The following is a 21,259-nucleotide window of genomic DNA, read 5'->3' as shown; positions in this document are numbered from 1 at the left end:
GCAGTTATGAAAAGATTTCGAAGAAACTTGAAGTTACGATTGTTCTTTTGGGTATTGGTGATCTCAGCCATCACAAGTGGTATCTCAGCACAACTCGTCTTATATCTACACCGTGGGCTTGATGTCGCGGATACGAATGCGATCTGGATTGGGGCGGGTATCGGTCTTCTCCTCTCCTTGATCGGAACGACGTTGACACAACTCATTCTCCGTCAGCCAATCAAAGCGATTGAAAAGGCGACCGAGACAGCACGCGAAGTCGCAAACGGCAACTTCGACGTTGACTTTGAAGAAGCGAAACGTGGAGATGAAGTCGATCAGCTCATGCATGAGCTTGAAGTAATGGTCTTACATATCCGCAAACAAGCAACACAGATGGGGAGCTCAAGCGATAAACTGACGGCTTCAGCGCAAGAAATCGCAGCGGCTGTTCAAGAAGGTAACGCGTCTGGCGAAAGCATTCGTTCAGCGATGGCAGAACTATCCGCCAAAATGAACGAAAACGTCGATCAAGCTTACCTATCGATGGATGCACTCGGTGCGGTCAAGCGGACGATGGATGAAGTCGCAGCAGAAATGAACGAAGCGTTGAAATCAGCGACAGTCATGCAGACGGAAGCGCAGAACGGGAAAACCCTCGCGACGGATTCGGTCGAAGCGATGCATATGATTTCGAAGAAGATGGAGCAGTCAGCGACGCTCAACGGTCGATTGACGGATATGACAGGTGAAATCTCACGCATTACGGACGTCATCAGTGATATTTCTGCTCAGACGAACTTACTCAGCTTGAATGCTTCGATCGAAGCGGCTCGTGCGGGTGAAGCAGGTCGTGGTTTTGCTGTCGTTGCAGCAGAAGTGAAGAAGCTCGCAGAACAAACGGCAACATCAGCAAAAGAAATTACGGATTTGATTTCAGGCGTCAAACGTCTCGTCAATGATACAGCGAATGCGATGACGGATGTCCAAAATGAAGTCGCAACAGGTGTCGGGCTCGTCGAGCAGGCCGGTTCGTCATTCGAAGAGATCCATCACTCGACGGAGCATGTCTACTCACGCGTGAAATCGGTCGACCAACTCGTCGTCAAATCGGATCAAGAGATTGATCAAGTCGGTCTAACGACAGCGAATATCCTCGCGATGGTCGAGGAAGCATCAAAACACGCGGAGCAAGTCCTACAAGCGTCAAGCCATCAAGCAGCTTCGCTCGGTGAAGTCAACGGCGCGATGGAAGAACTAGTTGCGGTAGCGGAGCAATTACAGGAAGAAACAGGCGCGACGCGTCTTTGATTGATGAGAAATCGTGCATCCTAAAACAGGATGTACGATTTTTTTTGGATTTTTTTGAAAAAAGCATTAAACATTTCGGAGGGACGACGATATATAGGGTGGAAGCAGTCATCGACTAATTCTACCGTGTCGCCCTTGGGCCGGCCAGGGGGCACATCTCGGAGAAGACGGATCTTCAAAGAGACAAAAAACTTATCCTATGGAGGGAAATTACAATGATTATCAATCACAACCTTAATGCAATGAACGCACACCGTAACATGGGTGCTAACACAGTTAACTCTGGTAAATCAATGGAGAAACTTTCTTCTGGTCTCCGTATCAACCGTGCTGGAGATGATGCAGCAGGTCTTGCGATCTCTGAAAAAATGCGCGGTCAGATTCGTGGTTTGGATCAAGCTTCACGTAACGCACAAGATGGAATCTCACTCATTCAAACAGCTGAAGGCGCATTGAATGAAACACACTCGATCCTTCAACGGATGCGTGAACTTTCAGTTCAATCATCAAACGATACGAACACAAATGAAGACCGTGCTGAGCTTCAAAAAGAGGTAGCAGAACTCACAAGTGAAGTTTCACGGATTGCAAACAATACAGAGTTCAACACAAAAACATTGATGAGCGGCGGTTTCTCAGCAAACGGACTTAAATTCCACATTGGTGCTAATGCTACTCAAAATATCGAATTAAAAATTTCAAATATGACAGCGACTGGTTTAGGTGTACAAGGAGTTGATATTTCTACTCAAGCTGGTGCTGATGGCGCTATTACTACAGTCAACACTGCGATTGAAAAAGTATCTTCTGAGCGTTCAAAACTTGGGGCGACTCAAAACCGCCTTGAACACACAATTAACAACTTAAATGTTGGATCTGAAAATCTTCAAGCTGCTGAATCTCGTGTACGTGACGTAGACATGGCAAAAGAGATGATGAGTTTCACGAAAAACAACATTTTGAACCAAGCTGCTCAAGCTATGCTTGCTCAAGCGAACCAACAGCCACAAGCTGTACTTCAGTTGTTACGTTAATCATAACTTTGATCCGTTTAAAAAAGAGGGGGCAGACATTTCGTCTGTCTCTCTTTTTTTGTAAAATTGTTAGTTTATCGATATTCATACATTGAAAATGTATACTATATATGGATATATTTTTTAAAAATAAAGGAGTTAATTATGTCACAATTACATAACATAGTAAAAGAACTTCGAGAGATTTCGAATCAGATTTCCGTACTTGGTGAAAACAAAGAATGGGATTTATTCGACGAAATTGTTGAAATGATTCGGCTGTTTGGGGAAAAGATTCATTCTAATGGTATTAGAACGGCGGAAAATATGTTGGAGCTTCGATCTATAAAGAAAAATAATCAATCATTGTATGCTAATGTAGTCTACGATAATTTACAATTATTAATTACAGAATACGAATCGTTATTAGCAGTTGAACATCAGAAGCAAATCGTCTATCCGTTTCGATATCACGAGAATGAAATGGCTCTTGTGAAGCAACATGACGACAGTTATTACTTTATAAATGAAACAACGTCAACTTTAAAGCAATTACAATTAGAAATTAATGATGATACAGAAGCAATCATTCTTTTAGGATATGGAAGTGGAATGATTCATAAAGAGTTGTTAAAAAGTTATCATGTTCTTACAATCGATCCATTCAACTTACCTTCAAATGTGAAAACCGATATGGTACTATCGTTTCTTGATTCAAAAGACGATAGTAAGATGTTATTGCAATCAAAGTTTCAATCCTTTGTTGGTTTGAAAACGGAAGTCATCAAACATCCTCTTTACAAAGATACCCAAGTATTGCTTGAACTTTTAAAATTGGTTAGAAACTATTTGGGAGAAAGCTTAATCAATTTAACGACACGAAAAGTATATACAGAAAGTTGGTATCAAGAATCGTTTCGAAATGCTAAGTACTTAAGTGGAAAATCAGATTATATTTTAGATGTTAGCTGTTTGAAACATCAATATATAGGAAGTAATGCTTTGATGATCGCAGGGGGACCTTCATTAGAAGAAGCTATTCCATATCTTAAACAAGCACAGAACGCATATTACATTATTGCGATTGGTCAGACGGTAAAAGTATTGTATGAACATGGAATTCGTCCTGATTTTGTAGTTTCGATTGATGCAGGAGAAGCAAATGCTCACTTCTTTAAAGACATTGAATTAGATGTCCCATTAGTTTATTCGTTACAAGTAAACCATCAGATACCACAACGCGCAAAAGGGCTGTTGATTCCATATGCAGATTCACAAATATCACAAGAATTGTTGGCGTATTCAAAAACATCATTTACCTCTTACCCTACTGTGGCATTAGCAGCAGTTGCCTTTGCAAATTATTTAGGATTTGATTCTATTGGATTAATTGGACAGGATTTAGCATTAAGGAAAGGCGAATATTATAGTGCTTCTGTTAAACAGGTTTCTTCTACAGATGGCCAAATGCATGAAACGTTATACGATGTTCCTTTAAATAATGGTCAGATGGGAAAGACGACACCAATCTTATTTGGATTTTTAAGTGGATATCAAGCTTTAATCAAATTAAACTGTGGCTTATCAGAAAAATTAGTTAACTATGCGGAAAAAGGTGCCCTTATTGAAGGTGTACCCTATCAATCACTTAAATCATTACAAACAAATTTAATCAAAAAACGCAACCTAAAAAAAGTGGATAACAAGAATATTTTAGAACTAGACGCATCAATCCAATATGTTCAAGAATTATTAGATAGTATTTTAGAACGCTTACAAACACTTGAAAAACGATTGAAGCGTACCATGTATAAAAAAGCAGTAACCGTAGATGAATTTGAAAAAATACTACTTGATTGGGATGCGATGATTGAAGCTCCTTTTTTCCGTACACATATAATGCCGCTGCAACTAGTTAATTTGTTAATCATTCAAAACAAAATAAAAATTCATAATCGATATAATCGGACAAGTGCAATGCGTCTTTCTATTTTGTCACGGATGGTTGAATCGATTCAAGAACTAGAAAATCAACTTTATACCATTAAGCAAACATGCGTAGAAACGATAAGGTAACAAAAATATTTAACTGATGCATTTTTGCATGAGAGAGGAAGAATTTAAAAATGTTTACGAATCAGACGATATTAGTTACGGGTGGAACAGGTTCATTTGGTAAAAGGTTTATAGCATCAGTACTTAAACAAAACGTAAAAAAAGTCATTGTCTTTAGTCGTGATGAATTAAAGCAGTATGAAATGGCTCAAGAATTTACGGATCCGAGAGTTCGTTTTTTCATCGGAGATGTTCGAGACAAGGATCGCTTATATCGTGCTTTTGATGGCGTCGATATTGTTATCCATGCGGCAGCGTTAAAACATGTCGGAGCATGCGAATATAATCCATTTGAGGCAGTTAAGACAAATATTCATGGAGCACAGAATATCATAGAAGCTGCTATTGATCGCGGTGTAAAAAAGGTCATTGCTTTAAGTACAGATAAAGCGGCGAGTCCAATCAACCTATATGGTGCGACGAAATTAGCTTCTGATAAATTGTTCGTTGCGGGAAATTCATATGCTGGAGATAAAGAAACTCGCTTTTCTGTAGTTCGCTATGGAAATGTAGTTGGTAGTCGAGGTAGTGTGGTACCGTTCTTTAAAAAATTGAAAGAGGATGGGGCGACGGTCATTCCGGTTACAGACGAGCGCATGACACGCTTTTGGATCACTTTAGATCAAGGTGTACAATTCGTGATTGATAGCTTAGAACGAATGAAAGGTGGAGAAATCTTCATTCCTAAAATCCCAAGTATGAATATTCTCGATTTAGCTAAAGCGATTGCGCCGGAATGTACTACTGAAATCGTAGGTATTCGACCTGGAGAAAAATTGCATGAGGCAATGATTACCGAAGATGATGCTCGCCATACACTAGAATATGCGGACCATTTTGTAATTCAACCAGAATTCCCATGGTGGAGTAATGAACATATGAATGGAGGCACATCTCTTCCAGAAGGTTTTACTTACATAAGTAATGTGAACGATGACTGGTTGAGTGTAGAAGATCTACGGGCACTAGTGACAGACTGAATAGCTTGATGAGGAGATGTTTACAGTGAGCCAAGTACCAGTAAGAGATACATTTTTACCTTATGGTAGACAATGGATTGAAGATGATGATATCGAGGCTGTCGTAAAGATATTAAAAAGTGATTTTTTGACAACAGGACCTGCCATATTGGAGTTTGAAGAAGCAGTTGCTAATTACGTCGGAGCAAAGTATGCAGTTTCTTTTTCAAATGGAACGGCAGCTTTACATGGCGCATGCTTTGCCGCAGGAATTCAAGAAGGGGATGAAGTTATTACGACCCCTATGACGTTCGCTGCCAGTGCGAATTGTGTACTCTATCAGGGAGGAACTCCAGTATTTGCTGATATCGATGATAGTACCTACAATATAGATCCTAAGCAAATTGAAGAAAAAATCACATCAAAAACGAAAGCAATCATTCCAGTCCATTTTACTGGACAACCAGCTGAGTTGGATGAAATTCATCGTCTCGCTCAAGAACACAATTTAGTCGTTATTGAAGATGCTGCACATGCGTTAGGTGCTTCGTATAAAAAGAAGCGCATTGGTGGATTAAGTGATATGACGATGTTTAGCTTCCATCCGGTAAAGCACATCACGTCGGGTGAGGGTGGTGTTATTACGACTAACGATGACGTCTATTATCAAAAATTATTACAATTCCGTTCACATGGCATTATCAAAGATCAGCAGTTAATGACCGAACCTCATGGTCCTTGGTACTATGAAATGCAGTCTTTAGGTTTCAATTATCGAATGACAGATATACAAGCAGCTCTTGGAGCAAATCAATTAAAAAAGATAGATCGCTTCTTATCGAGGAGAAAACATTATGTTTCTTTATATAATGAAGCATTTGAAAGTAGGGATGAGATTCGTATTCCTGCTCAACATCCTGACGGTGATTCAAGTTGGCATTTATACATTATTCGACTTCAATCAGAAAAAATGAAAGTTTCTAGAAAAGTGATCTACGAAGAGCTGATGAAAGAAAATATCGGTGTCAACGTTCATTATATCCCTGTTCACAAGATGCCTTACTATCAGCAACTTGGATACGGTAAAGAGACATATCCAGTTGCTGAGAAATTATACGAAGAAATTTTGACACTGCCACTTTTTCCTAAAATGAGTGTAGATGATATTAATGATGTCATTACCGCAGTTATAAAAATTCTGAATCATTATAGAAAGTGAAGAGACCTGATGAAAACAGTAGCAATCATTCAAGCGAGAATGGGATCAACACGATTACCTGGAAAAATCATGATGAAGTTAAAAGAGAAGACGGTTTTGAATCATGTGATTGAACGCGTACAACAAGCGAGAGAAATAGATGAAATTATTGTAGCAACTACAATTTTAAAAGAAGATGATGTAGTGGAAGTAGAAGCTAAACGTTATGGGGTAAAGGTATTTCGTGGAAGTTCTGAAAACGTACTAGAACGTTACTACCAAGCTGCAGTATCAAGTGATGCTGATCATATCGTTAGGATTACTTCGGATTGCCCTTTAGTTGATCCTATTGTTTTGAATGAATTAGTCCGTAAATATCATGAATCAAATTGCGAAATCGCTACGAATGTTGGTAAAAAAATCGAAGATAGGACTTTTCCTAGGGGATTAGATGCAGAAATTTTTTCTTTCCAAGCATTACAACAGGCTTTTGAGAAAGCCGATTTTGATTACCAACGTGAACATGTAACACCATTTATGTACGAACATATTTCAAAAGTAGAATTGCTGAAGAATCCAGTTAACTACTCTATGTTCAGATGGACATTAGATACTCCAGAAGATTTTAAACTAATTAACGAAATCTATGAACGGCTTTATTATGGAAAACACGACTTCTATCTAAATGATATTTTAGATGTTTTTAAGCAAGAAAAGAAGTTGAATGATATTAATATGCATATTCAACAAAAAGAAATTAAATCAAAAGGATGAGATGGAAATGAAGGTCGTAATTCTGACTGAGGGAGGAAAGAAAACTGGTTATGGACATCTTTCGAGGTGCAGTTCACTATATGATGAATTAGTAAAAAGGAAAATTGATGTCGAAATGATTATTAATAGTGAACTTCTTAATATCGATATTTTACAGAATCGAAATTATTCCATTGTTGATTGGACTTCTTTCGAATATCTAAGAAATAATATTCAAACATCTGTTCATTATATTGTGGATTCATATATTGCTTCAAAACAAGTCTGTCAATTCGTTAGTGAACATTCAAAAAAAGTATTATACCTAGACGATATGTCAAGAATTGAATATCCTAAAGGAATTGTTGTACGAGCCTCTCTTCAAGCTACAAAAGAAACTAGAGATCTGCTAATAGGTAGCAAATACATTATATTAAGAGACGCTTATAAATCAATTGCCAACAAAAAGCATGTTCAGAAGACTAATGAAATTCTATTAACGATGGGTGGAACGAATCAAATAGAATTAATTCGAACGATATTAAAAAAAATCAACGAAATTGATCCGGAATGTAAAATTAATATTGTGTTAGGGAATTTAGATTCGTCGCATTTCGGAGAAGGATTGATTCAGGAATATAGGAATATCGTTTTACATAATTATTTATCGAGTCACGAAATGCAAAAATTAATGATTGCTTCGGATTTTGCAATTACTGCAGCCGGGCAAACTATTTACGAATTGATTGCAACCTCTACACCGTTCATTCCGATACAAATTGCAGATAATCAAAGAGGAAATCTAAGCTCATTAAGAAATAAACAACTCATTCAAACGATACTTTGTTGGGAAGAGGAAAAATTTTCTGAGAAATTTGAGATAGAATTGCAGCGGATGTTTTCGATACCATTTCGTAAAAAAATCATGGAACGACTAGATGGATTGATAGATGGACTAGGTTCAGAACGAATTATTAATGCTTTATGTTACGAAGAAGTAACTAGTCATCGACTAAGTATTAGAACTGCGAAAGAAAGCGATTGTGCTTTTGTTTTTGAACTATCTAATCAAGAGTATGTTCGAAAATATTCTTTGAATGCTCGACCAATTGAATGGGAATCTCATATCCAGTGGTTCAAAGAAACAATAAATTCTAAAACTCATTTGTTTTTAGTAGTTATTGACGAGTTTGATCAATTAGTAGGTCAAATAAGATATGAAATTAATGATAAATCAGCAACAATTAGTATTAGTCTAGCTCAATCTATTTTAGGTAAAGGATTAAGCAAAACTCTCATTTACCAAAGTATAGATTACCTCCAGCAAAAATTTCCTAATGTTTCACAAGTATTTGCTTGGATTTCAGATGAAAACAAAGCATCTATAAAAACTTTTGAAAGAGTTGGTTTCAAACGATCATTTGCACAATCAATTTTAAATGGTGCTTCTCAATATACGTACGAGATTAGGGGATAAGACTAATGAAGATTGCGAATAAAGATATTTCAAATGGCGTATTTATCATTGCTGAACTATCTGCAAATCATGGAAATGACATTCAAATTGCAAAAAAGACAATGATGGCAGCGAAAGAAGCAGGAGCAGATGCGATTAAATTACAAACATACACACCCGATACAATCACGATTGATTGCTCTAATCAATATTTTCAATTAAATCAAGGAACGATTTGGGACGGAAGAACGCTGTACGATTTATATAAAGAAGCGTACACGCCATGGGAATGGCATAAGGAGTTAATGGATTATGCCAAAGAGATAGGAATTATTTGTTTTTCAAGTCCTTTTGATTCTTCTGCCGTAGATTTTTTAGAAAGTCTCAACGTGCCCGCATATAAAATTGCATCGTTTGAAATTACGGATGTACCTCTTATTGAATATGTTGCTTCTAAACAAAAACCAGTCATCATCTCGACTGGTATTGCGACGATGCAAGAAATTGACGAGGCGATAGCTGCTTGCAAACGAGCTGGTAATGAAGAAATTATTTTATTAAAATGTACTTCGTCTTATCCTGCTAAAATTGAAGAAGCGAATTTAAAAACTATGCAGAACATGAAAGCAACATTTGATGTGGAAGTCGGATTGTCTGATCATACATTAGGGATCATAGCACCAGTTGTTGCGACGACATTAGGTGCTAAAGTAATTGAAAAGCATTTTATTCTTGATAAAGCAATCGGAGGACCAGATGCTTCGTTTTCTCTTGATCCACAAGAGTTTAAGGCAATGGTTGATGCTGTGCGTGATGCAGAAGCATCATTAGGGAAAATAGACTACCAACTAAATGAAAAAAAGGTGAAAAATCGTAATTTTTCACGATCTCTTTTTGTCGTAAAAGATATAAAAGCAGGCGAAACTTTTACAAAAGAGCATGTGAAATCAATTCGACCGGGACATGGATTACCCCCTAAGTATATGATTTCTATCATGGGAAAAACAGCGCGATATGATATCGAACGTGGAACTCCTCTTCAATGGGATCAAATAAATTAAATAGAATTAATATTTTTTAAGAGGTATGTTTTACCTCTTTTTTATTTTTAACGATTTAGAGAACAAAAAAGAAAACTAAAAAAAATACTTTTTGGTCGATATAAAACATGAGAATAAAAACGTGAGGGAGAAATCTATGAATCCGACCTTATCTGAAGTAAGGCTCCATTTGCCGTCTTCCGTTTTACCTTATGAACAAACTAAAAATGTGTTCGTTGAGGCAAATCAGGATCGACTCGCTGAAGAAGGAGTCGTCGTGTTGCCTACTCCACAGCATATTACAAAACTAGAAACAGCTGTGGAAAAAGCGAATAGCGTATTGGAACAGCAACGTACTGGATTGAAATTCGTAAAACATGAAAAATTAAACGATTACTATATTCAAATTGTTGATTCAAAAAATGAAGTGATTCGTGAGATTCCTAGCAAGAAGTCATTGGATTTTTTTGCTGCTTTCATGGAATTCAATCATCTTTTTGATCAACGAATTTAACACATCAAAAGGAGGAGTACTATGTCATCACCTATTCGATTCGGTGGTTTAGCAAGTGGGATTGATACTGATAGTGTAATCAAGCAGTTAATGCAGGCGGAGCGTGTGCCAGTCGATCGCTTAGAGCAGAAAAAGCAAGTGACGGAATGGAAACGAGATGCTTATCGTGAAATTAACCGCTCTCTCTTGACTTTGCGTAGTAGTGCAGTTGATTTGATATTTAGTCGTAACTTTTATGCTAAAAAGGCGACTTCTTCAGATGAAAGTAAAGCTACGGTCGTCAGTGGACCATCTAGTGGAAATACCGCTATCTCAATTGATTCTGTCACACAATTAGCAACATCACCATCGCATGTAGCAACAGTGAGTAATGGAGGAAGTGCTGTTAAAAATACGACAGCAGTTTCTACACTAGGATTGGATGTCGGAAAAAGAAGTCAGGTATTATCTACTTCGGCAAAGGAGATTACCATTAAGCCTTTACCAAACAATGCTCCTTCTTTTAAGGATAAGGATGGTAATACGTTAACACTTGCTCATACATTTGATGCTTCGACTGGGAAAATAACATTTGATGATGGAGTCGTTATTCCGGAAGGAGCAACTGTTCAGTATGAAGCTGGGTATCAAATACAATTGCGTACTTCTTCTACGGGACAGCCACAAACTGTTTTTCTTGATCAAGGTGCTACATTTAAAGATGTGATTAGTGCTTTAAACGGAGCTAAAACGGGTGTCAGTGCGTTCTTTGATGAGGCATCAGGAAAAATATCCATTACTGGGAAGTCGACAGGGTCTTCTTCAATTATTGAATTCACGGATAGTGCCTCGAAAACATTATTCAATTTACCATCGAATACTGCTGGAAAAGATGCATTAGTGAAGGTCAATGGTATTGATTTAATTCAATCATCAAATACCTTCACCATCGATAATCTGACGATTTCACTGAAATCAGCATTTACAGATGGAAAGGCAGTAAATTTATCTTCAGCGACTGATACTCAAAAGATTTTTGATAATATCAAAGGTTTCGTTGATAAGTATAATGAAACGATTGATTTGATGAACAAGAAAACACGTGAAGAGCGCTATCGTACCTTTACGCCTTTAACAAAAGCCCAAAGAGATGAACTGTCTGAAGACGAGATAAAAAAATGGGAAGAGAAAGCAATGAGTGGCATGCTCAAAAGTGATACGATCGTTCGAGGTGCCATGGACTCGTTAAGAGGAAAATGGACTTCATCTACAGCAACGACAAACAGTAAAGAAGCGAGCCAACTGTATCAAATCGGTTTAGCGACAGGTGCTGATTTTACGAATGGCGGCAAAATTGAATTAGATGAAGAAAAATTGAAAGCTGCGATTGAACGCAATCCTGAAGAGGTTTATCAATTATTTACGAATCCAGAAAAAGGTCTACTTCCTCAAATACGCGATGCAGCTGCTGACGCACGAACTAATATTACACGTATTGCTGGTTTCGAAGGGGCTGGATCTCCTACGTATTCCATGGGACGTGAAATGACTGAAATGGATTCACGAATTAAAAGATTAAATGATATGTTGACCACTAAAGAAAATTCATATTATCGTCGTTTTGCAGCTATGGAGAAAGCAATGAATCAGGCGAATAGCCAATCTGCATCGTTAGCTTCCTATTTAGGACAGTAAGGAGAGAATTAGATGAACCCATACGCATCCTATCAAACAAACTCAGTAACTACTGCGTTACCTCAAGATTTAACGCTTATGTTATACGAAGGGTTGATTAAATTTTCGATGCTTTCAAAGCAAGCAATTGAACAAGGAATGATTGAACAAAAAAATACAAATATTCAAAAGGCGCAAGCGATCATCAGTGAACTTCAATTGACGCTTAATCAGTCGATTGCACTGTCAAAAGATTTAAATGCTTTATACGATTATATGCAAGTACGATTAATCGATGCGAATATCAAGAATGATATCGTTGCGATTGATGAAGTCATTGGATTTGCAGAAGAATTCCGTGAGACTTGGAAAGAAGCGATGAAACTCGCGAAGCAACGATGAGCCCGCTTGATCCGCTTCGCCTCAAGACGAAACGACTAATGGAATTACTTGATCAAAAACCTAACGATGAAAGTTATGATGACTGGATCAGTAAGATTCAACATTTACTTGATGAACGCGAAGCGTTTATTGCAGCACATTCTAACTTGTTGGCTGAAGCCAATCAAACGATCATTCAGGAGCTAGTTGATGATAGTCGACAAATTGACTTGAAATTATCTGCTGAAACAGCTAAATTAGGATTACAATTAGGTCACATTCGAAAGAAACAAACAAATCGTCGGTCTTATGTTGACCCCTATGAAGAGGTCGAGGGTACGATTTCACCGTATTTTGATTCGCGTCAGTAATGTTTTTGCGTGAGGGAGGAATCTTTCGTGAAGAAACAAGAGCAGGGTAAACGCCGTGTCCCACAAACCTATTTCCAATCGGACGGTTCGTATGATCAGTTCATTGAACCGGATGTCGAGACCGAATCGTGGGAAGCGCTCGAGCGTCCGATTTCGGAACAACCGGATGTGTATGAGGAAGAAAAGTATCGCCGTGAATCATGACACGATAAAAAGAACGGAATCTGCGGATTCCGTTCTTTTTATTTGAAGCGATAGGCATTTTTGTCTGCTTGTTTAACGGTGTACATCGCTTCGTCAGCACGAATCAGTAGAAGACTCGTCGTCGTTCCATCTTCCGGGTAACGTGCGATCCCGATCGAAGGCGTGACGTGCATCGTCTGCGCTTGATAAAGAAATACCTCATTCAGATGCTTGAGAATACTTTCTGCGTAATGGATCGTGTCCGCTCGATTCCGATGCAAGAAGACGATGAATTCGTCACCGCCAAGCCGTGCTGCCATCTCCGCTTCCTGTAGGTCCGCTTCTAGCCGTCTTGCGGTCTCTTGTAGAACGAAGTCCCCCGCGTCATGACCGAACTGATCATTGATGTCTTTAAAGCCATCTAAGTCGATGAACAATAACGATCCTTCTTGCCAATGTGGTAATTCATTTGATAGAACTTCCTCGAAGTAACGACGATTCGGTAATCCAGTGAGCGCGTCCTGGTATCCGAGCGAACGTAGCATCCGTTCTTCTGTCAAAGCATGTGTTCGGTCCGCTAAGATGATGTAGAAGTCATGCTCGCGCGGAATCGAAATGACGGTCACTTCAAAAGCGCGCCCGTCGTCGAGTTGCATTAGTTGATGTTCGATTGGTGTTCCTTGCCAACTGATCGGAACGATCTGTTCCATCAGTTGATCCGGAAGCTGTCCGGCAGGAAAGTACTGTTCCGCAATCGGATTCATCGCTTTTTCATGACCGTTGGCATCCATCCGAACGATTGGGTACGGATGATTCAAAAATAGCCGTCGGTACTCTTCCTTTCGCAGTTCAAGGCGCTCCGTTTTTTCGTTGACGCGTTGCAACAACTCATTTTCCGAGAGGCCCAACTCACGCAAGAGTCGTGTGTTTTGACGCTCGGAGAAAAATTGGCGTACGAAAAAGAGCGAGAAGAGACCAATGAGACTACTCCAGTAGATGGTAGATGGGATCGACACATACGAGATCCCACCGACGACGATTAAGAGACTGAGGTAGGGAAGATACGAGATTGTCCATCGTTCAGAGGCTTCGGGCGAGTGTGTTTTTCGATAATACTGCAAGAGACCGTATAAGCTGACCGGATACAACGGGAAGAACCAGCTGGCGATGTCGAGCTGATTCCGGATGAAAAACGTATAGTAACCGAAAATTGCAAAGATGAACAACAGCATCGATTGAATCAGTAACCGATGCGATTTATTGTGTAAGCCGGTCGTATAAAGTAAGAAGAAAAAGAACAGTTGTGCAATGAAGCTAAGTGCAAAACCGCTCATCCCAACGAGTTCAATGGAAGAACGAGCAATATCCGGTATATACCGTAAGATGATCGTATAGCCGAAGACGAATGTCATACCGAAGAGTAAAATCCCGTCGACGTAAAGAAGCGGTAAGCGCCGGACCGTCGTCCAATTAATCTGTTTCGCGAATGTCCGTGCCGTCAGGATAAAAAAGCCGGTAATCGTCAGGTTGACGACGGTATCGAGCTCCGGTGGATGCCAGGCAGTTGGTAAGAAGCTGAAGGCAAAGTTCAAGGTGATACCGATCGTGAACCACTCGATTGCTCGCCGGATAATCGGTAACGTACCGGACGAACGAGCTACCCATGAGCAGTAGAGGAGTCCAGCAATCGTACTGAAGACAGCAAAAATCGGACCAGCATGAAACCAGCTTGATCCGAGAATGGCAATGTAGGTAACGATGACATACCACTGGACGCGAGACATGTGTCGCATGCGTGATCCTCCTTTTTATGTAGTTTCGTTAGACGTTATGTGTTTCACGGTACAATTCCCAATGTTCCCGTGCTTCTTTTTTTGTCCGGTCCGACACGATCTTACTTTGGAAGATGAGACCATACCATTGTTTTGCATCATCTGTCCGTTTTAAGACAGCATACAAATCACTGATGCGTAATAACAGGACATCGTGGGGAATGCCGGTACGAACCGCATCGGTATAGTTGAGATACAGGGCTTCGTACTTTGTGACCGATCGTTCCATCCACTGCAATTCTTGTGCTTCGTCACCGAGTATCCGGTACATCCAAGCGATCCGGACGCCGAGCATGGCAAGAATCGCTTCTTTTTGTCCCGTTACTTGGGCGGTATAGAGTGCTAATTTATACAACTGTAAAGCTTGTTCAATCGTTCGTTCTGTGGCTGCGAACGGTAACACTGGGAGCGTCGGCAAGATTTGCTCTTCGAGCGTCTGACGCACGTCCGTCCGCAACTTTTCAAACGACTCATGAAAGATGAAGCGGCAGTGGGAGCACTGAATCGGTTCGTACAGGTAGGGGTTCGATCCTTGGTAATGGACGAAACTATCAAAATCCGTTCGCTCGACCCGAATATGACGCGACAAGACACGCTTCGTCTCTGTTTCTTTTAAGCAATACGTACACTTACATTTTTTTGAATATAACTCAGGCATGGATAATCTCCTCGTGTTGTCGGATTAGACAAAGACGTTGACAAGCATGCCTTTGATTTCACCGACTTGATCTAAAATATCAAGTCGTCTTGATTCTCCGGATAAGACGGTGTCCGTCAATTGCAATAGTTTCGTATCGACTTGTTCGACGACTTTATAGATTTTTGTTCGTCCGCGACGATTGAAGCCGCGTTTCTCTTCTAGTTGTTGTGACTGATCCAGTGCATCCTTCAGGAAGTCCTTGATCTTCTCCTTGTAGCTCTCTAGGTTTTCGATCGTATGACTCTCAGCGAGGAGTTGACCATGTTCTTCAACAAGCAGTAACTTTTGCTGAAGACGTTCATAACCTTTATGTTCTCGTTTATCCTGCATTAAGGCAGAGAAGGTCGTCGATGCCTCGACTTCCCGAGTACCGGACCGAGCTACCTGGAGCCGTTGGGTTTCTTGAATGCGGCGAATGTCCATAACTGACACTCCCTTCTTAGTTGAGTAGTTGCAAGACGCCTTGTGGTAACGCGTTCGCTTGCGCAATCATGGCCATACCGGATTGGTTGAGGATATTATATTTTGCATACTCCATCATTTCTTGTGCCATATCGGTATCGCGAATTCGCGACTCAGATGCTGTCAGATTTTCACGACTTATTCCGAGGACGGAGTTTGTTGCTTCGAAGCGATTTTGGATAGCCCCAAGTTTTGCTCGTTGATTGGAGACACTATCAATCGCTTTGGTGTATAAAGAAATAGCTGAATCAGCACTTTCACGAGTCATTACACTCAGTGAGTATTCTATCGAACCACTTGTCTCTGATAGCTGTGCACTTGTTGGTGAAGGGCGTACTGTGGTACTGATTCCAAGTGATAATGCACGCATGTCTTCTACAGTGATTGAAATTCCTTCATTTGCACCAGCATTCGATTGAATGAAGATAGCATTCTTTCCTTCACTGAAGTCACCCGTCAAAATATCTTTTCCGTTGAACTGAGTCGTCTTCGCGATGCGCGTCACTTCATTCGTCAACTGGTCAATTTCTGATTGAAGTGAAGAACGGTCTTCAGGAGCAAGTGTTCCGTTACTTGCTTGGACGGCAAGTTCGCGCATCCGTTGCAAGAGACTATGTGTTTCAGTCATACCACCTTCTAACGTTTGTACCATCGAGATTCCGTCAAGGACGTTCTGTTCCGCTTTATCGAGGGCTTGCAAGCGATTCCTCATCTTTTCAGAAAGAGCGAGACCAGCTGCATCGTCCGCAGCCCGATTGATTTTTTGTCCACTCGATAGTTTGTCCATCGTCGTCTTAATACTCAATTGATTCGCCGTCAGGTTACGATACGCCTTTAGTGCTTGGACATTGTTTGAGATTTTCATTCGTATGCCATCCTTTCATATCCTGCATGATGGGCTGCCCGAGCGAGCGGGCGCTTATTTGTACTTGCTGCTTGCCATGTAACCAGCAGTTCTTCAGCAAGAAAAAGTGCTTCTGTGAGCACGTGATGTTCTGTGTAAGCAAGCAGTGTCTGTTGACCGAGGTAGAAGTACAACGCTTCGAGTTGAGACGTGATAATTCCGCCGTCGTCATGCAGTCCTTCTGAGAGCTTCGTCAGTAGCGCATAGGCTTTTTGAAGACGTTCATTCATGTGATCAAACGCTTTTGCTTCAATCGCCGTGATCGCCTGTTCATACTGAAAGACGAGTCCTTGTAACATTTTTTCCGTCAATTGTTGTGGGGTCATCTGATACAGTTCTTGTTCTGTCATGTCTGTCGTCCTTTCGCGTGGTCCAGTTCTTCGATCAATAAGAGGAGTTCTGCCATGACGTCATAGAGTTGCGGTGGAATCGCGGTCCCGAGGTCGAGATCGAGCAGGTGACCGAGTAATGAGGTATCGTGTTCGACAGCGATTCCGTTGGCTCGAGCTTCCTGTAAGATCCGGTCTGCCGCTTGTCCTGTCGCGCGGGCGACAACGACAGGTGCTTGTCCGGACGCTTCATCGTAACGCAGAACGGCAGCAGATTTTCGGTGCTTCAAATCGATTTTCTGGTACATGGCTTCCTCCTTTAAATCCGGTAATCGTACCCGTTTGGCGTCTCATCCTTCTGCGTAGCAACGTCTTGACGTTCTTCTTTCGTGAACGGTCGGAACTGAATCCGAACATCCTGATAACCGGTCGCTTCTAAGGCGTCCGTCGTTCGTTCAAGAAACGGTGTAGCAAGTCGCTCGAGAATCGGGAGATCGTTTTCGATCGTGATTTGCATCTTCCGATTGACGGTTTCGACGCGTACGCCGATATCCCCGAGACGTTTCGTGTTCAGCTGGACGTACAACGTATTGTTTTCCCAGTCGATCACTTCATCCGGTCGCTTGTTTTGAAGGTGAACATGAAGACCGGCTGTCGCTTCGACGATCTGGACCGGAAGCGATAACAGAATCTGATTCAACTGCTGTTGATTGTCAGGCTTATTGATTTGCTGTTGCGTCGTCAAGAATGACTGAAGTTTCGAAGCTTCCGGATTGAGAGTCGGAGCAGCGAGCTTCAACTCGGCGCTTTGCAGCTGCAGTGCTTTTTGAACCGTTTCTTGTAAAACTCGCGGACTGTTTTGTTTCGGTTCATACGGTATGAGTTTTGCCGGTGCGTCGTTTGGCGTTCGAGTGCTTGACGCGTTCCATTCCGGTAAATAGGTCGGACGAACGTTCGCTGGCGCGTAGCGGAAGGCTTCAAAGCCCGTCCGGACTTCTTGCAGTAGTGCCTTCGCTTCTGTTCCCCGACCGTGGGAAGCGAGTTCAGCACCGCGTTCGAGCTTCGATAAAAAGTGGATCAACTGTTTTTCATCCCGCATCGTCGTATGCAACATCGCGTCCGTTTGCTGGAACATTTGCTTCAAGCGGTGTGCCGTACTTTCGATGACAGCAACCATTTGCACTGGGCGGGACTCGACGAGTGGTTCGATTTGTCGCAGTTGCGACACGATCGTTCGCTGTTGGCTCTTGAAGTCGTTCGTCACCTCCGCTAAACGAGGTGTTACCTCTCGGACGAGGGTCAGAGCCGACCGTATCGGAGTAGCTTGCTCGACCGGACTTGCGGCACGGGCCGTCAGACCAATCAATTGTTCGCGGACACTCGTCTTCGGCTCAAGTGGAGCTTGCGGGAAGTAAGGTGTCAGTTGTTTTCGGACCGTTTCGACGTCCCCTTGATCAAGCGCTGTAATGAGTGCGGGACGTTCCTTCGCTGGCAAATGTTCAATGTACTGACGCATATGCAGCGGTGTCGCAGCTTCGATATCACGCTGCGTCGGTAAGGTGACTCGTGCAACGTCAAGCGCAACGGCTTTTTCAAACGTCGGTTGGTCGCGTAAGGCATCGCGTTCCGGAAGGACATCGACAAATTCTTCGGTCGTCGCTAACAGACTATCAATCAAGAGTTCTGCTTCCGGTGGAAGCGCGTTATCAGGACGCGAGACGAGTTCAAGGACAAGATCCTTGTAGCTGCCTTGAAGGGCCGTGACCAGTTGGGCGACGACTTCAGGTGTTTGAGGCAACTGACCGCTCGCAAGAAGTTTTGCGACAGCCGGTTTCAGTTCTGCTGGCACGCCTTCGAGTAAAGCAGGATCGACGTTTGACGGAATCGAGACGGCGGACGGTGTTTCAGCGTCAGTCCCTGAGACAGCTGGTAGCTGTTCGATCAGATAACCTTCCGCCGTTTGACCTTTTACTTTAAACTGGAAATCACCTGTCGGAACTTCTCCAGTGAATGTCATCTCGATTTTATCCCGTCCGACTTGAACGAGCGCCGTATGCGGTCCTGTTTGTTCCAAGACGGTTCCTTTATATGTCTTCGTCTCCGAAAGAACGGTTTGTCCGGCAGGTACCGTCGAACGAGCTGGATTCAACTGGATATTCATCAAACGTCCTCCTTTTTTCAAAATACATCATCTTATTATATATCGGCAGAAACGAAAAAGGGTTGAGCGAAAATATCGCCCAACCTTCGTTTTTTCAAGATTTGATTGCATTAAAGCGTTCCTCTAATGTCATCGCGTTCAATTGTTGATAGCGAGCCATAAGCTCACCTGTTGCTTTCATTTGGTTGCGGACGATGTAAGGAGAGGCGTTCACGGGAAGGATCATGCCATTGCGGGTCTTCAGCTTAGTCTGTCCATCCTCTTCGAGGACATCAATCATATGACTCCAAGCGTACCATTCGCAATCATCACGTTTCGGTGATTTGGTAGGGAAAAAGACGAGGCCGAGTGACGGTTCGATGACAATCGGGACTTTTCCTTTCACGGATGCGACACGTTTTGCGGTGACGATCCGTTCCTCAATAGAACTATTGTACTGCCTGCACGATAATTGCAACAGTTGATACGGTCGAAGTGGCGTCATGATGGTAGAACCATCTTCTAGCACGATGATGGACTGCTTCATCATGTCGTAGCAAGGTAAGATCGCTACGGTCCGCTTCGTGATTCGATACTTTTCATCATTATGGAATGGTCGCATGTCGACTACATCCTCCTCAAATGGGACAATGGATAAAACAGGTAATTACTAACGATATAATACAATATTACAAATGTAATGACAATGTAATTTTTTGAAATATAGAACAATGTCTTGGTGGAAATTGATAATTACGTGGTAATGGTTTCTAAATAATCAGAATTTTTAATTGTCAATAATTCCTTCTTTTGATAGACTAATTCGTGAGAGCTTGCTCTCGTACTCTGGTTTGCGAAGGGAACGTGAATTCGAATGGAACAAGGTAAAGTCAAATGGTTTAATGCTGAAAAGGGTTATGGATTCATCGAAACGTCTGACGCGAAAGACGTCTTCGTACACTTCTCAGCGATTCAAGTCGATGGCTACAAATCACTTGAAGAAGGCGAAGAAGTGGAATTTGAAATCGTTGAAGGCGATCGTGGTCCACAAGCTGCGAACGTTTCAAAGATCTAATCCAATAGCAGCCGCCACCGTTTTTAGGCCATCCGCCTAAAAGCGGTTTTTGTTTTGAATCCATTTGAAACGGGTATATACGTTAACATCAACATGCTTCAATATTATCGTACGCTAAGAATCGAAGTGAACGTTCATGAGAATGTCATCGTTTTCATGGTCTTCCTTCACTTATCGTGCTATAATAAAAACGAACCAAAGAATTTCGAATATTCAGAAGGAAACGACTGGATCATCTCGAATTCATAGGTTCAACCGGTTACTTAAGGAGGAGTTTACATGATCTACAACATTCGCGGTGAAAACTTGGACGTCACAGATGCTCTCAAGGATTACGTCGAGAAAAAGCTTGAAAAGTTAACTCGTTATTTTACAACTCCTACGGAAGCGCAAACGGCTTATGTCAATCTCAAAGTCAACAATGAGAAGCAAAAAGTCGAAGTGACGATTCCAATGCCAAACCTCTTGCTCCGCGCAGAGGATATCAATGGCGATATGTATGCAGCAATCGACCTCGTCGTCGATAAGCTCGAACGTCAAATCCGGAAACACAAAACGAAGTTGAACCGGAGAGGACGCGCTAAAGAAGGCGGCATCGGAGAGTACTTCAAAACGCTCGAAGGACCGGAAGCGGAAGCGCCAGTCTATGAAGAGGACGAGGCAGAACTCGAACTCGTTCGGACGAAGCGTTTCACACTCAAACCAATGGACACGGAAGAAGCGATTCTTCAGATGGACATGCTCGGACACGCATTCTTCGTCTTCTCAGACGCAGAAACGGGCAACACGAACGTCGTCTACCGTCGTAAGGATGGTCGTTACGGTTTGATTGAACCAGAATAATGAATGCAACAGGGACTCGCTCTTACGGGCGAGTCCCTTTTTGATATG

At 41.6% G+C, this 21,259-nt stretch carries 23 protein-coding genes; 15 read left to right on the top strand and 8 right to left on the bottom strand.

Annotation, left to right across the window (positions count from 1 at the left end):
• Nucleotides 1–6 precede the first annotated feature (6 nt).
• The 13 genes from N179_RS10120 (at nucleotide 7) to N179_RS17050 (ending at nucleotide 12,947) form a co-directional block, all read left to right on the top strand.
• Entirely contained in the window at nucleotides 7–1,290 is a 1,284-nt protein-coding gene (locus N179_RS10120) for a methyl-accepting chemotaxis protein (protein WP_055968989.1), read from the top strand.
• Between the two features lie 215 nt (nucleotides 1,291–1,505).
• Nucleotides 1,506–2,324 (top strand): flagellin N-terminal helical domain-containing protein, encoded by an 819-nt coding sequence (locus tag N179_RS10115; RefSeq protein WP_055968986.1) that lies wholly within the window; start codon nucleotides 1,506–1,508, stop codon nucleotides 2,322–2,324.
• Nucleotides 2,325–2,468: 144 nt separating this feature from the next.
• Entirely contained in the window at nucleotides 2,469–4,379 is a 1,911-nt protein-coding gene (locus tag N179_RS10110) for a motility associated factor glycosyltransferase family protein (protein ID WP_055968983.1), read from the top strand.
• A 50-nt stretch (nucleotides 4,380–4,429) separates the two neighbouring features.
• Nucleotides 4,430–5,398, top strand: coding sequence for a UDP-N-acetylglucosamine 4,6-dehydratase (inverting) (gene pseB / locus N179_RS10105; RefSeq protein ID WP_055968980.1), 969 nt, complete (start codon nucleotides 4,430–4,432; stop codon nucleotides 5,396–5,398).
• Nucleotides 5,399–5,414: 16 nt separating this feature from the next.
• Nucleotides 5,415–6,596, top strand: coding sequence for a UDP-4-amino-4,6-dideoxy-N-acetyl-beta-L-altrosamine transaminase (gene pseC, locus N179_RS10100; RefSeq protein WP_055968977.1), 1,182 nt, complete (start codon nucleotides 5,415–5,417; stop codon nucleotides 6,594–6,596).
• 9 nt (nucleotides 6,597–6,605) lie between these two features.
• A complete protein-coding gene (locus N179_RS10095) occupies nucleotides 6,606–7,349 on the top strand; it encodes a cytidylyltransferase domain-containing protein (protein WP_055968974.1) in 744 nt (247 codons plus the stop codon).
• Nucleotides 7,350–7,356: 7 nt separating this feature from the next.
• On the top strand, nucleotides 7,357–8,805 hold the full coding sequence (locus N179_RS10090) for a bifunctional UDP-2,4-diacetamido-2,4,6-trideoxy-beta-L-altropyranose hydrolase/GNAT family N-acetyltransferase (protein ID WP_055968971.1): 1,449 nt from the start codon (nucleotides 7,357–7,359) through the stop codon (nucleotides 8,803–8,805).
• 5 nt (nucleotides 8,806–8,810) lie between these two features.
• Nucleotides 8,811–9,845 (top strand): pseudaminic acid synthase, encoded by a 1,035-nt coding sequence (gene pseI, locus N179_RS10085; protein ID WP_055968968.1) that lies wholly within the window; start codon nucleotides 8,811–8,813, stop codon nucleotides 9,843–9,845.
• A 136-nt stretch (nucleotides 9,846–9,981) separates the two neighbouring features.
• A complete protein-coding gene (locus N179_RS10080) occupies nucleotides 9,982–10,338 on the top strand; it encodes a flagellar protein FlaG (RefSeq protein ID WP_055968964.1) in 357 nt (118 codons plus the stop codon).
• Nucleotides 10,339–10,359: 21 nt separating this feature from the next.
• On the top strand, nucleotides 10,360–12,012 hold the full coding sequence (gene fliD, locus N179_RS10075) for a flagellar filament capping protein FliD (RefSeq protein WP_055968961.1): 1,653 nt from the start codon (nucleotides 10,360–10,362) through the stop codon (nucleotides 12,010–12,012).
• Nucleotides 12,013–12,024: 12 nt separating this feature from the next.
• The gene (gene fliS, locus N179_RS10070) at nucleotides 12,025–12,393 is read left to right on the top strand and encodes a flagellar export chaperone FliS (protein WP_023469259.1); all 369 of its coding nucleotides are present in this window, start codon (nucleotides 12,025–12,027) and stop codon (nucleotides 12,391–12,393) included.
• Nucleotides 12,357–12,743 carry a hypothetical protein gene (locus tag N179_RS10065; RefSeq protein ID WP_235515938.1) on the top strand — a complete coding sequence of 129 codons (387 nt, stop codon included), beginning with the start codon at nucleotides 12,357–12,359 and terminating at the stop codon, nucleotides 12,741–12,743. The genes fliS and N179_RS10065 overlap by 37 nt, the downstream gene beginning before the upstream one ends.
• 27 nt (nucleotides 12,744–12,770) lie before the next feature.
• A complete protein-coding gene (locus N179_RS17050) occupies nucleotides 12,771–12,947 on the top strand; it encodes a hypothetical protein (RefSeq protein ID WP_023469257.1) in 177 nt (58 codons plus the stop codon).
• A gap of 38 nt (nucleotides 12,948–12,985) precedes the next feature.
• Here N179_RS17050 and N179_RS10060 read toward each other — a convergent pair whose 3' ends face one another.
• From N179_RS10060 to N179_RS10025, 8 genes are all read right to left on the bottom strand, one after another.
• Entirely contained in the window at nucleotides 12,986–14,719 is a 1,734-nt protein-coding gene (locus N179_RS10060) for a GGDEF domain-containing protein (RefSeq protein ID WP_023469256.1), read from the bottom strand.
• 28 nt (nucleotides 14,720–14,747) lie between these two features.
• Nucleotides 14,748–15,416, bottom strand: a complete 669-nt coding sequence (locus tag N179_RS10055) for a DUF2225 domain-containing protein (protein WP_023469255.1) — start codon at nucleotides 15,414–15,416, stop codon at nucleotides 14,748–14,750.
• A 24-nt stretch (nucleotides 15,417–15,440) separates the two neighbouring features.
• Entirely contained in the window at nucleotides 15,441–15,881 is a 441-nt protein-coding gene (locus N179_RS10050; protein WP_023469254.1) for a YaaR family protein, read from the bottom strand.
• Between the two features lie 16 nt (nucleotides 15,882–15,897).
• Entirely contained in the window at nucleotides 15,898–16,785 is an 888-nt protein-coding gene (locus tag N179_RS10045) for a flagellin N-terminal helical domain-containing protein (RefSeq protein ID WP_023469253.1), read from the bottom strand.
• On the bottom strand, nucleotides 16,782–17,174 hold the full coding sequence (locus N179_RS10040; protein ID WP_023469252.1) for a flagellar export chaperone FliS: 393 nt from the start codon (nucleotides 17,172–17,174) through the stop codon (nucleotides 16,782–16,784). Before N179_RS10040 ends, N179_RS10045 begins: the two co-directional genes overlap by 4 nt.
• The gene (locus tag N179_RS10035; RefSeq protein WP_053454192.1) at nucleotides 17,171–17,461 is read right to left on the bottom strand and encodes an EscU/YscU/HrcU family type III secretion system export apparatus switch protein; all 291 of its coding nucleotides are present in this window, start codon (nucleotides 17,459–17,461) and stop codon (nucleotides 17,171–17,173) included. The genes N179_RS10040 and N179_RS10035 overlap by 4 nt, the downstream gene beginning before the upstream one ends.
• A gap of 11 nt (nucleotides 17,462–17,472) precedes the next feature.
• A complete protein-coding gene (locus tag N179_RS10030; RefSeq protein ID WP_075642820.1) occupies nucleotides 17,473–19,314 on the bottom strand; it encodes a hypothetical protein in 1,842 nt (613 codons plus the stop codon).
• A gap of 94 nt (nucleotides 19,315–19,408) precedes the next feature.
• The gene (locus N179_RS10025; protein WP_023469249.1) at nucleotides 19,409–19,915 is read right to left on the bottom strand and encodes a competence protein ComK; all 507 of its coding nucleotides are present in this window, start codon (nucleotides 19,913–19,915) and stop codon (nucleotides 19,409–19,411) included.
• 252 nt (nucleotides 19,916–20,167) lie between these two features.
• Between N179_RS10025 and N179_RS10020 the strand changes: the two genes are divergently transcribed.
• Both N179_RS10020 and hpf read left to right on the top strand, forming a co-directional pair.
• Nucleotides 20,168–20,368: a cold shock domain-containing protein gene (locus N179_RS10020; RefSeq protein WP_023469248.1), complete on the top strand. Its 201-nt coding sequence runs from the start codon at nucleotides 20,168–20,170 to the stop codon at nucleotides 20,366–20,368.
• 279 nt (nucleotides 20,369–20,647) lie between these two features.
• Nucleotides 20,648–21,211, top strand: coding sequence for a ribosome hibernation-promoting factor, HPF/YfiA family (hpf, locus tag N179_RS10010; RefSeq protein ID WP_023469247.1), 564 nt, complete (start codon nucleotides 20,648–20,650; stop codon nucleotides 21,209–21,211).
• The last annotated feature ends 48 nt before the right edge of the window (nucleotides 21,212–21,259 follow it).

Source organism: Exiguobacterium indicum HHS 31, assembly GCF_001939065.1.
GTDB lineage: Bacteria > Bacillota > Bacilli > Exiguobacteriales > Exiguobacteriaceae > Exiguobacterium_A > Exiguobacterium_A indicum.
Note: the sequence above shows the minus strand (reverse complement) of the source record. Positions and strands in the feature narration are given on the sequence as shown.